This is a genomic window from Pasteurella sp. WM03, assembly GCF_004570945.1.
GTDB lineage: Bacteria > Pseudomonadota > Gammaproteobacteria > Enterobacterales > Pasteurellaceae > Rodentibacter.
The window spans coordinates 101,500-116,554 of record NZ_SPPO01000001.1 but is presented as its reverse complement, the minus strand read 5'-3'; the positions used below and the strand labels follow the sequence as shown (position 1 = coordinate 116,554).

Below are 15,055 nucleotides of genomic sequence, written 5' to 3'. Positions count from 1 at the left end.
AAATGATGATTCTCTAGAAATTTTCTCGTCTGACTAAATTTCGTGTAAACTAACCGCACTTTGAATAAGGAGAATTTGATGGATATTCAACATAATTTAAAAGGCATTCAGCAAGCGATTCATCGTCTATGTGAGCAAGTTCATAGGTCTTCAAGTGCGGTAACATTACTGGCTGTTTCCAAAACTAAACCTGTTTCAGATATTCTCGAGGCTTATCAGGCTGGTCAAATCGCTTTCGGGGAAAATTATGTACAAGAAGGTGTGGAAAAAATTCAATATTTTGATGCGCAGGGAGTTAAGCTAGAGTGGCATTTTATTGGCCCATTGCAATCAAATAAGAGTCGATTAGTTGCTGAATATTTTGATTGGATGCAAACCCTTGATCGGGTGAAAATTGCGGAACGATTAAATGAACAACGCCCTGTAAATAAAGCACCACTAAACGTGTTGATTCAAATTAATATCAGCGATGAAGAAAGTAAATCCGGTATTCAGCCCGAAGCGATGTTGGATCTTGCAAAACACATTGAAAATCTACCGCACTTACGTTTACGTGGTTTAATGGCGATTCCTGCACCAACAGTCGATATGACTGAACAAGAAAATACCTTCAAAAAAATGGTCGATTTATTTGAACAACTCAAGCAAGCATTGCCTACACAAGAAATTGACACACTTTCAATGGGAATGAGCAATGATATGGCAAGTGCAATTAAATATGGATCAACAATGGTGCGTATCGGCACAGCAATTTTTGGTGAAAGGGATTATTCAGAGAAGTAGAAACCTAAGTAGTTGATAAAATTACTCAAAAAAATAACCACACTTTTGTGCGGTTATTCAGATCCATTGAAGATTATTTCTTGCCTAACTGTGGCAAAACAGAATTTTTATTGGACACAAGTAAGCCGGTTTCTGCATAGATCCCCAATTTACCACGGGTATCGGCAACATCAAGATTGCGCATGGTTAATTGACCAATACGATCGATTGGATCGAATGGGGCATCTTCCACTTTTTCCATACTCAAACGCTCTGCCTCATAAGTTAAATTCGGCGATTCTGTATTCAAGATTGTGAAATCGTTTCCACGACGTAATTCTATCGTCACCGTACCTGTAATCGCCTTCGCAACCCAACGTTGTGCTGTTTCACGCAACATTAATGCTTGCGGATCAAACCAACGACCTTGGTATAATAAACGCCCTAAACGTAAACCATTGATACGATATTGTTCAATGGTATCTTCATTATGGATACCTGTGATTAAACGTTCGTAGGCAATGTGCAATAATGCCATTCCCGGTGCTTCATAAATACCGCGGGATTTTGCTTCAATGATACGGTTTTCAATTTGATCGGACATCCCTAGACCATGGCGACCACCGATACGATTGGCTTCTTGCATCATTTCGACGGCATCATCAAAACGTTTACCGTTTAATGCGACCGGTACGCCTTCTTCAAACGTGACCGTAACGGTTTCCGGTTTGATTTCAACGCTTTCGTCCCAAAAAGCAACCCCCATAATCGGTTTAACGATCTTCATACCGGTGCTTAATTCTTCTAAGTCTTTCGCTTCGTGAGTGGCACCCAGCATATTAGAATCGGTTGAATAGGCTTTCTCAACGGACATTTTGTAGTCAAAGCCATTTTCAATTAAGAATTGTGACATTTCAAAACGACCGCCAAGTTCATGAATAAACTGATCGTCCAACCAAGGTTTATAAATTTTTAATTGAGGGTTGGTTAATAATCCGTAACGGTAGAAACGCTCAATGTCGTTACCTTTAAAAGTCGAACCATCACCCCAAATATTAACATCATCTTCTTTCATGGCTGCAACAAGCATAGTACCGGTCACGGCACGACCAAGAGGGGTGGTATTGAAATAAGGAATTCCGCCTGTTGAAATATGAAATGCACCACATTGAATTGCTGCAATTCCTTCGTGAACAAGCTGCGCACGACAATCAATTAGACGGGCATTTTCTGCGCCATAAGCCATCGCTTTTTTAGGGATTGCATTGTAATCATCTTCATCAGGCTGACCTAAATTAGCCGTGTAAGCGTAAGGCACAGCGCCTTTTTGACGCATCCAAAGTAATGCAGCGCTAGTATCCAAACCGCCAGAGAAAGCGATACCTACTTTTTGCCCTGTTGGTAGATTTTGTAAAATCGTATTTGACATATTTTTTCCTTAACTTAACGTTATTTTGAATATTTAATCATTTTTAGTGAATAAAAACTCGCAAGAATATAACCGCACTTTCATCATTTGTCTAGTGATTTTCACGGTTAACCAATAACTTTACGGTAACTTTTACCCATAAAAATCCCTGCCTTCTTTTAGCAGGGTTTTTAGTATTATTGGATCAAAAGATTTAAGGCTTCTTGATATTTAGCCACGGTTTTTTCAATCACATCAGTTGGCACTTTTGGTGCTGGTGCTTGCTTGTTCCAACCGCTACTTTCTAGCCAGTCACGCACAAATTGCTTGTCAAAAGAAGGCGGATTTATCCCCTCTTTATAAGTTTCAACAGACCAAAAACGGCTAGAATCCGGCGTTAATACCTCATCCATTAGGGTTAGTGTACCATTTTCATCTAAACCAAATTCAAACTTCGTATCGCAAATAATGATACCTTTAGTGAGTGCATATTCTGCTGCGGCGGTATAAAGCGCGATCGCTTTTTCTTTTACTTGTGATGCTAAGTCCGCACCAATTAATTTTTCACATTCTTCATAGCTAATATTAATGTCGTGGCTTCCCACTTCCTCTTTGCTTGAAGGGGTAAAAATAGGTTCGGGCAATTTACTGGCTTCCACCAAACCTTCCGCTAATTTCAAACCGCAAATTGTTCCGGTTTGTTGATAATCTTTTAACCCACTTCCAGTTAAATAGCCACGCACAATAGATTCAATTTTAATCGGATTCAAACGTTTGCAAACTACCGCACGATCTTTCACTAAATCCGCTTCCTCTTTTGGTAGCACATCGTAAACAGAGTCACCGGTAAAATGATTTGGCATAATATGTGCCAATTTGTTAAACCAAAAATTAGAAATTTGCGTTAGAATCTCGCCTTTTCTTGGAATGGGATCGTCTAAAATCACATCGAATGCCGAGAGACGATCTGTGGCGACCATCAACATTCGCTTATCATCAATTTCATAAAGATCACGCACTTTGCCTGAGTAGATTTTTTTCAGACTTAGATTTTGTTGTGTCATGGTTTACACCTTTTTTATTTGCGGTAAAAAAATCGGCGCATATTGTACCGCACTTTTTAAGCAAACGTTTGCTATTTTTGAAAAAATAATCAAATTCGTTGAATTTTTCCAATTTAATTTGAGCAAAATGCCAAAATCAGCGAGAATAGCGGACATTTTTTACTAACAAGAGAAGATCATGACTTATCCTCAAGAAGTGAATAAACGCAGAACCTTTGCGATTATTTCCCACCCTGATGCAGGTAAAACCACTATCACCGAAAAAGTGCTTTTATATGGTAACGCCATCCAGACCGCCGGTTCAGTTAAAGGCAAAGGATCGGCGGCACACGCAAAATCCGACTGGATGGAAATGGAAAAGCAACGCGGCATTTCCATTACCACTTCTGTGATGCAATTTCCTTATAGTGATTGTTTGGTCAATCTGCTTGACACCCCGGGACACGAGGATTTCTCGGAAGATACCTACCGCACTTTAACCGCGGTGGACAGTTGCCTAATGGTGATTGATTCCGCAAAAGGGGTTGAGGAACGGACGATTAAATTAATGGAAGTCACCCGTTTGCGTGATACGCCCATTATCACCTTTATGAACAAACTTGACCGTGATATTCGTGACCCAATGGAATTGCTAGACGAAGTGGAAAATGTCCTGCAAATTCGTTGTGCGCCAATCACTTGGCCGATTGGTTGCGGTAAATTGTTCAAAGGCGTTTATCATCTTAGCAAAGACGAAACTTATTTATACCAATCAGGGCAAGGTTCAACCATTCAAGAAGTACGTATTGTAAAAGGATTGAATAACCCTGAATTAGATGAGGCGGTGGGCGATGATTTAGCCCAACAATTACGTGATGAATTGGAATTGGTACAAGGGGCGAGCAATGAATTTGAATATGATGCCTTTATCAAAGGTGAATTAACCCCTGTATTTTTTGGCACCGCATTGGGTAATTTCGGTGTGGATCATTTCCTGGACGGTTTAACGGAATGGGCGCCAAAACCACAGGCTCGTCAAGCAGATACCCGCACAGTGGAAAGTTCAGAAGAAAAATTTAGTGGTTTTGTGTTCAAAATCCAAGCGAATATGGATCCAAAACACCGAGATCGTGTCGCCTTTATGCGTGTGGTTTCCGGTAAATATGAAAAAGGCATGAAGCTTAAGCATGTGCGTATTGGTAAAGACGTGGTAATTTCGGATGCCTTAACCTTTATGGCGGGGGATCGTTCACATGCTGAAGAAGCCTATGCCGGCGATATTATCGGCTTGCATAATCACGGCACAATCCAAATTGGCGATACTTTCACTCAAGGCGAAAATTTAAAATTCACAGGCATTCCAAATTTCGCCCCTGAATTATTCCGCCGGATTCGTTTGAAAGATCCCCTCAAACAAAAGCAGTTGTTAAAAGGTTTAGTACAGCTTTCCGAAGAAGGGGCCGTGCAAGTTTTCCGTCCGTTAATCAATAACGATTTGATCGTAGGTGCTGTGGGGGTGTTACAGTTTGATGTGGTGGTGTCCCGCCTGAAAACAGAATACAACGTAGAAGCCATTTACGAAAATGTGAACGTTGCAACAGCCCGCTGGGTAGAATGTAGCGATGGGAAGAAATTTGAAGAGTTTAAGCGTAAAAATGAGCAAAACCTAGCCCTAGATGGCGGTGATAATCTGACTTATATTGCCCCAACCATGGTGAATTTGAATTTAGCGCAGGAGCGTTATCCTGACGTGGAATTCTTTAAAACTCGAGAACATTAGTGTGAAAAGAGCGGTCAATTTGACCGCTCTTTTTTATTACATCTTATCTTTTTTCATACCGTCCTTTTCCATACTGCTGGATTTCATTTTCATCTCATCCTTCATCATCTTGTCATCTTTCATCATACTTTCGGATTCCATTTGCACGGATTTTTCACAACCTATTTTGTCTTTTGAACACTCGGTTTGCATTGATGAGGCATAAACGCTTGTTGCCCCAAATAACATGGTTATACTGATGATGGCATTTTTAAATGTGCTATTTTTCATTTTTAGTTTCCTTCTATAAGTGATACATTATTTTTATGAATGAACATCATTCATTGCTATTAGACGAAGAAAGGTTTCATTTCTTACAATATTTTTTAAAGGGAGCACAATGGTTAATCACATTTCCGAAAAGGAATTAACAGTTATTCGGCAACAGATGTTGAAATTTGCCGAATTGCAATTACACAACCATGAGCTTGCAGAAGATCTTGTGCAAGAATCCTTTTTAAGCGCATTTAAACATATCGATCTTTTTAAGCGTGAGGCAGCATTTAAAACTTGGATATTTGCTATTTTAAAAAATAAAATTATTGATTATTTCCGTCAGAAGGGACGATTTGTTTTAGAAAGTGAAATAATAGAAGAGGACGATTCGCCAAATACATTTTTTGATGAAGCGGGGCATTGGAATCTAGCTTTCACACCGAATAATTTACAGGAATATGAAGAAAAGGTTTATGCCGAAGAATTCTGGTTGATTTTTGAAACTTGCCTAACTTGCCTGCCGGCTCAGCAAGCCCGAATTTTTATGATGCGTGAATTTTTAGAACTATCATCAGATGAGATTTGCGAAGAAACTCAGTTAAGTACCTCTAATTTACATACCACACTTTATCGTGCACGCTTACAGCTGCAACATTGTCTTTCTCGAAAATTATAAGGAGCCTCTATGCGTTGTCGTCAAGCGACAAGAATCATTTCAGATTCTCATGAACGTTCGTTAACTTTACAAGAAAAAGTCGGCTTACGTCTTCATTTAGTGACCTGCCCTCATTGCCGTAATTTTAAGCAAAATTGTGGCGAACTAAGTCAATTAATGAAGGCATTCGCAAAAAGTTCAAAAAATAAAAAAGCCGAAGTTTGAAGCTTCCGCGTGAACGTTACTTCGTTAATTCGGTGACTAAAGAAATCACGGTTTGAATATCGGTATGAGATAACTTGCCTTCTTTCACAAATTTCACTTTACCTTTTTTATCCAACACAATAATCGCACTGTCTTTAGCATTCAAATTCCAAGCGTTTTTTACCGCACTTTTATCATCGAGTACCACTTGGCTATGTGGATTTTCTATTTTTCCCTTTTCCGCACTACTTTTCACAAACATACCGGTGCCAACGATGGCGTCATCAGCATTGATAATTGTCGTTGTTTGATAGTTGGCTGGCGAAAAATGGGCTGCTTTGATGGCATCTATCATCGCTTGATTTTTTTCTTTTGCAGCACTTCTTCCTGCGAGATGATGAACCACCCGTACTTTTCCCGTTAATGAGGAAGATGCCCAAATTTGGAACTTAGTTTCTTTTCCGGAAAGTATGATTTCACCATATTCTGCAACTTTTGCTACCGGTAATGATTGTTCAAGCTGTATATTGTGTGCAAATGCAAAACGGCTTAGCATCACTGAACCTAATACAAAAATTAACATTTGTTTCTTCATTTGTTTTCCTTTAAAAATCATTTAAAAACAACCGCACTTTTGGCGAATGTTGCATTTTTTGCTATACTCTCGCGCCTATTATAATTGAAGAAAGAAGGAAAACCCAATGGAACAAATGCCGGCTTGCCCAAAATGCCAAGGCGAATATGTTTATCATGATTCGGTTAATTTTGTTTGCCCGGATTGTGGAAATGAATGGAATGGTAATGAACAACCGGAAACCGATGAAGATCAATTAATTGTGAAAGACAGTAATGGCAACCTGCTTGCAGATGGTGATGATGTGCTTTTAATTAAAGATCTAAAATTAAAAGGTTCATCGGAAGTCTTGAAAAAAGGCACAAAATTCAAAAATATCCGCTTGGCTAAAGGTGATCATAATGTCGATTGTGGCAAGATTATGTTGAAGTCCGAGTTTTTGAAAAAGGCATAATGATAAAAAGTGCGGTTAAAAAACAATAATTTTTATGACCGCACTTTCCCTTTAGCTTCTCATTTTATCTCGTTAAATCAACTACTTCTTTGACTAAACGTCCAATCTCGCCCCAGTTTTTTTCCTGAATCAGTTTTTTCTCTACAAACCAAGAACTACCGCAAGCTATGATATTAGGAATGGCGAGATAATCTTTAATATTATGTAACCCGATACCACCGGTCGGCATAATTTGTAATTGCCCATAAGGCCCAAGTAAGGCTTTGATCATTTTAATGCCGCCTGACGCTTCTGCCGGAAAAAATTTCACTGCAGAAATTCCCAATTCTAGCGCAGCTTCAATTGACATCGGATTATTCACACCCGGTGTAATCGGGAAATCAAGGTCTTGACATAATTTCACAATTCTCGGGTTAAAACCCGGTGTAACGACAAAATCAGCACCACTATTTTTAGCTAAAACCACCTGTTCGGCGGTTAAAACTGTCCCTGCTGCGATTAAAAAATCCGGTTTATTCGTGCGTAATAGACGAATTGCCTCTGCCGCTGCATCAGAACGGAAAGTAATTTCCGCCACCGGTAAACCATTCTCAGCCAAGGTATCGGCTAATGGTAAAATATCCTCTGCATTGTCTAATGCAATCACTGGAACAACTTTAAACTGACGGAGTTTTTCGATGATTTGATTGGTTGTGTATGGCATAGTTTTTCCCTATTTAAAATAATGTTTAGCATTGTTAAAGCAGATATTTTCAATCATTTTGCTTAACAGAGGCATATCATTTGGCACCTCACCGTTCTCGACCCATTTCCCAACCATTTCACATAGAATGCGTCGGAAATATTCATGGCGGGTATAGGATAAGAAACTCCGAGAATCCGTTAACATTCCAACGAATTGGCTTAATAAGCCTAATTGTGAGAGCTGTTGTAACTGACGTTCCATCCCATCTTTTTGATCATTGAACCACCAACCTGAACCAAATTGGATTTTTCCTGCAATGCCATCGGTTTGAAAATTACCTATCATACTGGCAATCATTTCGTTATCACGTGGATTTAAACAATATAAAATAGTTTTAGGTAACTGATTTTGGCGATCCATTGCATCCAATAAACGGGAAAGCGGCTCTGCATAAGTGCGATCACCAATAGAATCAAATCCGCTATCTGCACCAAGTAAAGCAAACATTCTGCTGTTATTATTACGGATTGCGCCAATATGCATTTGCATTACCCACTGACGTTTACAATATTCAGCGGCTAACCATACTAAAATAGCAGTACTAAACTGGGCAATTTCTTCTTCTAAGAGCGGTTGATTTTGCAAGCGTTTTTGAAGAATAGCGTTAAGGACGGATTCATCGGGAATAGGGGCAAAGCGTACAATTTCCATACCATGATCCGCTGATTTACAGCCATGCATATCAAAATGTTCAAGACGTTTTAACAATGCTTTTTGTAAATCTGCAAAGGTACGAATTTCCACATCTGAAACCTCGCTTAATTGAGCGATATAGTCGTTAAATTGTGGCAACTCAATTTTGAACACTTTATCCGGTCGCCAGCTTGGTACCATATCAATATCAAAACTTTCATCGTTTTTAACCGCTTGATGATATTCTAACGAATCAATGGGATCATCTGTTGTACCGGCCAGTTTTACATTCATTTGTTGCATGATACCACGTGCGGAAAATTCCGGTTGCTGTAACATTTCGTTACATTGATACCAAATTTTATCTGCATTTTGCGGATTGAATAAAGTATTAGTTATACCAAAGGGGCGGCGTAATTCTAAATGCGTCCAATGGTAAATAGGATTACCAATACAAAGTGGAACGGTTTTTGCCCAAGCCAAATATTTTTGATAATTATCTGCTTTTCCTGTAATCAATTCTTCAGGGACACCGGCGGTACGCAATGCCCGCCATTTATAATGATCCCCCTCTAACCAAATTTCAGCTAAGTCTTTAAATTGGCGATTCTCAGCGACTTCTTTTGGGTTTAGATGACAGTGATAATCAAAAATAGGCTGATGTTTGGCATAGTCATGATAGAGTGTTTTTGCTGTATTCGTTGAAAGCAAAAAATCTTCGTCCATAAATTGTTTCATTTGGTTCTCCTATACACCACTATAAGCCGAGAACCCACCGTCAACAGGGACAACAACACCATTCACAAAGCTGGAATAATTGTCATCAATCAAGAATAATAAGGCACCGAGCAATTCTTCCGGTTCGCCAAAACGTTCCATTGGGGTATTCGTCAGAATTTTATTTGCACGTGCGGTAGGTTTTCCTTCTGCGTCAAATAATAAAGCACGATTTTGATTGCTGATTAAAAAGCCCGGTGCGATAGCATTACAACGAATGCCGACTTTTGAAAAATATACCGCAAGCCATTGAGTGAAATTACTAATTGCCGCTTTGGCGCCTGAATATGCAGGGATTTTTGTGAGCGGTGTAAAGGCATTCATACTGGAAATATTGATAATATTTGCGCCTTTTTTACCAAGCATATCTTTGGCAAAAACTTGAGTTGGCAATAAGGTTCCCAAATAATTGAGATTAAAAACAAACTCAATACCGGATTTATCCAAATCAAAGAAAGTTTTTGTGCTTTCATTTAAATGAAACTGATGAAATTCATTATCTGTTGTCGCTTTTGGATTATTGCCGCCTGCACCGTTAATTAAAATGTCACAAGTACCAAAATCAGCCACAATTTGATTCCGTACTTCTTTAATACTTTCAAATTCCAATACGTTTGTTTTATAGGCTTTGGCATTGCCTCCCGCTTGGTTAATTTCTTGTGCGACTTTATCAGCAGCTTCAAAATTAATATCAAGTAGGGCAATGCTCGCTTTAGTGTAAGCCAGTTGCTTTGCTAGAAAGGCACACAATATGCCTCCGGCACCGGAGATAACAATAACTTTATTTTCCAGATGATGGTTAGCTGCAATATTCATATTAATACTCCGTTAATTAAATTCAGATGGAAGATGGGATGTGGCGTGCTTATCAATAATTGCACCTTTGTGTTGAATCACGATGCCGGCAACACGATTGCCTTGATAGCAACAAATATTGAGCGGTTTATTGCGTAAGTAACCGTTTAAAAATCCTGCGTTGAAGGAATCTCCCGCCGATGTTGTATCAACAACATTTTGTATCTTTTCAGGTATAACCTGCCCATATTGGTGTGATTGAGAATCTGAAAAACAAGCACCATTTTGACCGCACTTTACAATCACTGTTGGTATGCCAATTTGATGTAAACGTGTTTGTGTGGCTTGTTCGTTATCATCTCCCCATAGTAATTGTTCATCATCAAAGGTGACTAATGCCAAGCTTACATGAGGTAATAACTGCAAATAACAGTCTTGAGCCTCTTTCCATGAATTCCATAATTTAGGGCGAAAATTGCTATCAAATGCAATTTCTATACCTAATTTAGTTAATGATATTAACTGTTCAATTAAAAAAGAGCGGTCATTTTTAGGCAAGATTGCAAGTGAAATACCGCTTAAATAAATCATATCCACTTGTTGAAGCTCGGTTAAAACTTGATGAAAATCAGGATGTTGTATCATATAGTGCGCAGCGGATTGGTTACGCCAATAAAGAAAGGTACGCTCGCCTTGCTCATCAAGTTGGATAAGATATAGCCCCGGTTGATGTGTTTCATCTTTTAATACCCAATTCGTATGGATATTATCTGCTTGCCAACAACGACACATTTGTGAACTTAAGTTATCCGTACCTAATGCTGACACATAATGAACTTGAATATCATTTGGAGAACTCATTCGACTCAGATAAGTAGCGGAATTTAGTGTATCACCGCCATAACTTTGCCACATTTCACCAAATGGCTTACCATTCAGTTCAATCATACATTCGCCGATAAATGCAATTTTTTTCATTATAAAATTAGAAATAATATTTCTACTCCATTAAGATAACCAATTCATTGGAACAATGACGATATCAGGAAAAAATACCATTAATAGCATAATAATTGCGTATATTAGTAAGAATGGAGAAATACCTTTAGATAACTTTCCAATGCCCAATTTAGATATTCCGGAACCAACATATAATACCGTTCCAACCGGTGGAGTGATTAGTCCAATAGATAAATTAATTACCATCATGATACCGAAATAAGCAATATCAATATTATATGCTCTTAATAGAGGTAATAATACCGGTACAAAAATTAATACAGCCGGAATTAAATCCATAACACATCCTACTAATAATAAAAATAGCATCATAATTAGCATGAGAATTGTTGGACTATCAGTTAATCCCTTAATCGTTTGAACTAATTCAGTTGGAATTTGAGCAACTGTTATTGCAAAAGCTGAAATCATTGCCGCCGCTGCAACAAACATTACCATTGAGGTTGTTTTAATCGTTCCGATAAAGACTTCTCTTAATTTAGCTAATGTTAATTCTCTATAAGCTGCACTAACTAATCCGGCATAAATAGCTGCCACAACTCCCGCTTCCGTTGGTGTAAAAATTCCTCCTCTTAATCCAACAATAATAATTACAGGTAGAAGTAATGGCCAGAATGCTTTTTTAAATGCTTCCCATCTCTCTTTTCCACTTTGTTTTCTCTCTAAACTTGAATCATTATTCCGATAAAGAATTTTCCAGACGAACCATAATCCTGCAACCATTAACAGACCGGGAACTGTTCCCCCCATAAATAGTTTAGTTATAGAAGCACCTGCAGTAATGCCATAAATAATCATAGGAATACTAGGGGGAATAACGACAGAAATAATACCAGCTGCACAAATAAGTCCAGTGGAACGGGCAGCATCATATTTTTTTGATACCATCATTGGAATAAGTATTGCACCCAACGCAGCGGTATCTGCAACAGCAGATCCGGATAAACCAGCAAAAATTAACCCTGAAATAATTGCAACATAACCTAATCCACCTTTAATATGCCCTACCATACTTGTGGCGAAGTTAATAATTCTCTCTGATATTCCACCGTGTTTCATAATTTCCCCCGTAAGCATGAAAAACGGAATAGCCATTAGAGGAAAGTTATTAGTTCCCATTACAAAATTTTCTGTAATTAATTGTGTGTCAAACATATCAAGATGATATAGCATAATGCTTGCACTTAGTAACATTGATAAAGCAACAGGAACGCCAAGGAATAATAAGAAAAATAAACTACCTAAAAATAATAGTAACATTTTAATCTCCTATTTATCCAAAGACTTTTTGTTATCTTTGATTACACTAAATATGATAATAAAGAAATATGAGACAGATGAGATAACCGCTGCAAGATATAGAAAAGATGAAGATATTCCTGTTGCAGGCATTTTTTGTGTATATGTTAAAGCCATTAATTGCAATGCACCAAAAGCGATGAATGTCATTGCAACCAAGACACATAAATTAGAAATAAGTGATACTATTTTTTTATATTTTTCAGGTAAGGACGAAGTAATAATATCAACTGTCAAATGGGCTTTATCTTTAGCAACTAAAATTATTCCTAAGAAAATCATATATACAAAACAAATCCTAGAAAACTCTTCCGAAAAAGCAATACCAGAATCAAAAAAGTACCTTAATAATGAGTTGAAAAAGACAAGTGAAATTATAATAATTAAGGCTAATATAGAAATATATTCTAATATTTTATCCAAATACTTTACTATTTTCATAAGATTATTCCCCTATTCCTCCACTATAATATCTTTAATTGAATTAAAGTGGAGGATATACTCATATTTTATTATTTAGCATCATTAATTTTATGAACAATCTCTTTAGCCCAATCATACTTCTTATAAAAATCATCATATAAAGATTTTGAAGCACTTATCATATCAGTCTTGAATGATTCATTAGGGACAATGATTGTATTTCCATGCTTAGCAAGATACTCTTTAACTTCAGACTCTTTCTCTATTGCTAATTCCCATTCTTTCTCTTGGTATAATTTAGCTGCTTTTTGGAAAATAACTTGATCTTCTTTAGGAATTTTATTCCACGTTTTTAAGCTAATTTGTAATAAACCGGGAGAGAAAATATGGTTAGTCTGAATAATATATTTTTGCACTTCGTATAAACCGGAGTCCTTAATTAGCATATAAGGGTTTTCTTGACCATCAATAACTTTTTGTTCTAATGCCGTAAATACCTCACTAAGCGGCATACTTTGTGGGTTAATATTCATTGCTTTTGCCCAATCAACAAATAATGAGTTTAATGGAACTCTTAATCGCAACCCTTTGAAGTCATCAAATTTTTCTAATGTTCTATTTGATGAAATGACACGAAATCCATTCATACCATAAGCGAGTAATTTAATACCATAGGTTTCCATTTTTTGACTAATTTCATCGGCAACTGGAGACTCTAACACTTTTTTTGCTTCTTGATTGTCTTTAAAGAGATAAGGCCATTCCCATACACCAAAAATAGGATCAACATTTTGTAATAATAAACCGGTAATACCGGCTTCAATAGTGCCGTTACGTAAACCATTTAAAATTTGATCTTCCCCACCTAATTGGTTATTAGGATAAATTCTAATTTCGTAGCGATGATCTGTTTCATTTTCAACTGTTTTCTTAAAATATTCTTGTAATGCTATATGCGATGGATGCACATCAGAATTATAATGTCCTAACTTAATAATTGTTTTTGCAAAAACACTACCACTAAATAGTATGCTAGAAACGAGTAATAATTTACTCAATGTATTTCTTCTCATGATTTTATCCTCATTATTAATTATTCATCTGGAAAACAGCATTAATTTTTAAATAATTCTCCGGGTTATTTGATAATTCAGAAATAAAATTAGGGATTTCCTCAAAATTTATATTTTTGGTAATGATATTAGATGCATCAATTTTATGTGTAGAAAGCATGTTTAATGCTTCTTCAAATTCACCTTTACTTGTTCTAGAACCATAGATATTTAGTTCTTTGAATGTTATTAAATTGGTTGGCAACGGTGTTTCTGCTTTTGGCCATCCTGTTAGGGCAATACGTCCTGCAAAAGATGCATAATGCAACGTATTTTTTATTGAACTGTTTGCACCCGAAGCTTCCATTACGACTTCAGCCATACGGCCATTTGTGATTTCTTTGATTCTGTTAATATCATCTTCTTTTTGAGGATTGATGATATGTTTTATTCCCAAAGATTGGGCATACTCAAGTCGTTTATCTAAAATATCGACTAAGATAGGAATAGCTCCATATTGAATGGCCACTAATGCTGCCATTAATCCGATAGCTCCCGCACCGATAATAACAATATGTTCGTTCTCTTTTAAATTTGCTCTATGTAAAGCATGCAAAGCAATGGTTAAAGGCTCTGCCAAAGGCAGTTGGTTGATTGGTAAATTATCAGGTACTTTCGTTACAAGATGAGCAGGATGTCTAATTACCTCTTGCATTCCCCCATCAATATGTACACCAATAACTTTTAATGATTCACAACAATTTGTTTTACCTATTGAGCAAGGATAGCATTTACCACAGTAAACGTAGGGATCGACTATAACACGATCGCCAACTTTAACATCTTTAGGCATACCAATTCCACTTTCTATAATTTTACCTACAATCTCATGACCTAATATCCTTGGGTAGGTTACTAATGGATTTGTACCTCTATATGCCCCAATATCCGATCCACAGATTCCCATTGATTCAACTTGGATAAGTACATCATTGTTGCCTTTCTGAGGGTACATAATTTCTTTTACTGATACCTTATTAGGCTCTTCCAAGCATATAGCTCTAATTAACTTTGTCATATTTAGACTCCTCATGTTTTCTTGATGGAATAAAAATTACTTGTTGTATTTAACTATGATATGATTATGAGACATTAAAAAATATTTTGGAATACCAA

Annotated in this window: 17 protein-coding genes; 5 read left to right on the top strand and 12 right to left on the bottom strand. The window is 37.2% G+C overall.

Going from position 1 to position 15,055, the window contains the following annotated elements:
* Window positions 1-78 precede the first annotated feature (78 nt).
* The gene (locus E4T92_RS00525) at window positions 79-783 is read left to right on the top strand and encodes a YggS family pyridoxal phosphate-dependent enzyme (RefSeq protein ID WP_135093009.1); all 705 of its coding nucleotides are present in this window, start codon (window positions 79-81) and stop codon (window positions 781-783) included.
* 73 nt (window positions 784-856) lie between these two features.
* Here E4T92_RS00525 and argG read toward each other — a convergent pair whose 3' ends face one another.
* Window positions 857-2,191: an argininosuccinate synthase gene (gene argG, locus E4T92_RS00520; protein WP_135093008.1), complete on the bottom strand. Its 1,335-nt coding sequence runs from the start codon at window positions 2,189-2,191 to the stop codon at window positions 857-859.
* Between the two features lie 176 nt (window positions 2,192-2,367).
* Complete coding sequence (locus E4T92_RS00515; RefSeq protein WP_077540333.1) at window positions 2,368-3,234, bottom strand: phosphoribosylaminoimidazolesuccinocarboxamide synthase; 867 nt, start codon at window positions 3,232-3,234, stop codon at window positions 2,368-2,370.
* 178 nt (window positions 3,235-3,412) lie between these two features.
* Here E4T92_RS00515 and prfC point away from each other — a divergent pair, with 178 nt between their 5' ends.
* The gene (prfC, locus tag E4T92_RS00510; protein ID WP_135093007.1) at window positions 3,413-4,993 is read left to right on the top strand and encodes a peptide chain release factor 3; all 1,581 of its coding nucleotides are present in this window, start codon (window positions 3,413-3,415) and stop codon (window positions 4,991-4,993) included.
* A 36-nt stretch (window positions 4,994-5,029) separates the two neighbouring features.
* On the opposite strand, the gene E4T92_RS11130 is transcribed toward prfC, so the two are convergent.
* Window positions 5,030-5,263, bottom strand: coding sequence for a hypothetical protein (locus E4T92_RS11130; protein ID WP_077540337.1), 234 nt, complete (start codon window positions 5,261-5,263; stop codon window positions 5,030-5,032).
* Window positions 5,264-5,372: 109 nt separating this feature from the next.
* Between E4T92_RS11130 and E4T92_RS00500 the strand changes: the two genes are divergently transcribed.
* The gene (locus E4T92_RS00500; RefSeq protein ID WP_135093006.1) at window positions 5,373-5,924 is read left to right on the top strand and encodes a sigma-70 family RNA polymerase sigma factor; all 552 of its coding nucleotides are present in this window, start codon (window positions 5,373-5,375) and stop codon (window positions 5,922-5,924) included.
* 9 nt (window positions 5,925-5,933) lie between these two features.
* Complete coding sequence (locus tag E4T92_RS00495) at window positions 5,934-6,128, top strand: zf-HC2 domain-containing protein (protein WP_077540341.1); 195 nt, start codon at window positions 5,934-5,936, stop codon at window positions 6,126-6,128.
* Between the two features lie 16 nt (window positions 6,129-6,144).
* On the opposite strand, the gene E4T92_RS00490 is transcribed toward E4T92_RS00495, so the two are convergent.
* Complete coding sequence (locus E4T92_RS00490) at window positions 6,145-6,702, bottom strand: YtfJ family protein (protein WP_135093005.1); 558 nt, start codon at window positions 6,700-6,702, stop codon at window positions 6,145-6,147.
* Between the two features lie 106 nt (window positions 6,703-6,808).
* On the opposite strand from E4T92_RS00490, the gene E4T92_RS00485 reads away from it, so the two are divergent.
* Window positions 6,809-7,135, top strand: a complete 327-nt coding sequence (locus E4T92_RS00485) for a zinc ribbon domain-containing protein YjdM (RefSeq protein ID WP_135093004.1) — start codon at window positions 6,809-6,811, stop codon at window positions 7,133-7,135.
* Window positions 7,136-7,199: 64 nt separating this feature from the next.
* On the opposite strand, the gene E4T92_RS00480 is transcribed toward E4T92_RS00485, so the two are convergent.
* From E4T92_RS00480 to E4T92_RS00445, 8 genes are all read right to left on the bottom strand, one after another.
* Window positions 7,200-7,838, bottom strand: coding sequence for a bifunctional 4-hydroxy-2-oxoglutarate aldolase/2-dehydro-3-deoxy-phosphogluconate aldolase (locus E4T92_RS00480; RefSeq protein WP_135093003.1), 639 nt, complete (start codon window positions 7,836-7,838; stop codon window positions 7,200-7,202).
* A gap of 9 nt (window positions 7,839-7,847) precedes the next feature.
* The gene (gene uxaC, locus E4T92_RS00475; protein ID WP_135093002.1) at window positions 7,848-9,251 is read right to left on the bottom strand and encodes a glucuronate isomerase; all 1,404 of its coding nucleotides are present in this window, start codon (window positions 9,249-9,251) and stop codon (window positions 7,848-7,850) included.
* 9 nt (window positions 9,252-9,260) lie between these two features.
* Window positions 9,261-10,106, bottom strand: coding sequence for an SDR family oxidoreductase (locus E4T92_RS00470; RefSeq protein WP_135093001.1), 846 nt, complete (start codon window positions 10,104-10,106; stop codon window positions 9,261-9,263).
* A gap of 12 nt (window positions 10,107-10,118) precedes the next feature.
* A complete protein-coding gene (locus E4T92_RS00465) occupies window positions 10,119-11,063 on the bottom strand; it encodes a sugar kinase (protein WP_135093000.1) in 945 nt (314 codons plus the stop codon).
* A gap of 30 nt (window positions 11,064-11,093) precedes the next feature.
* Entirely contained in the window at window positions 11,094-12,365 is a 1,272-nt protein-coding gene (locus E4T92_RS00460; protein WP_135092999.1) for a TRAP transporter large permease, read from the bottom strand.
* A gap of 9 nt (window positions 12,366-12,374) precedes the next feature.
* The gene (locus E4T92_RS00455; RefSeq protein WP_135092998.1) at window positions 12,375-12,845 is read right to left on the bottom strand and encodes a TRAP transporter small permease; all 471 of its coding nucleotides are present in this window, start codon (window positions 12,843-12,845) and stop codon (window positions 12,375-12,377) included.
* 71 nt (window positions 12,846-12,916) lie between these two features.
* Window positions 12,917-13,900: a TRAP transporter substrate-binding protein gene (locus E4T92_RS00450; RefSeq protein WP_135092997.1), complete on the bottom strand. Its 984-nt coding sequence runs from the start codon at window positions 13,898-13,900 to the stop codon at window positions 12,917-12,919.
* A 16-nt stretch (window positions 13,901-13,916) separates the two neighbouring features.
* Window positions 13,917-14,957 carry a zinc-binding alcohol dehydrogenase family protein gene (locus E4T92_RS00445; protein ID WP_135092996.1) on the bottom strand — a complete coding sequence of 347 codons (1,041 nt, stop codon included), beginning with the start codon at window positions 14,955-14,957 and terminating at the stop codon, window positions 13,917-13,919.
* Window positions 14,958-15,055 lie beyond the last annotated feature (98 nt).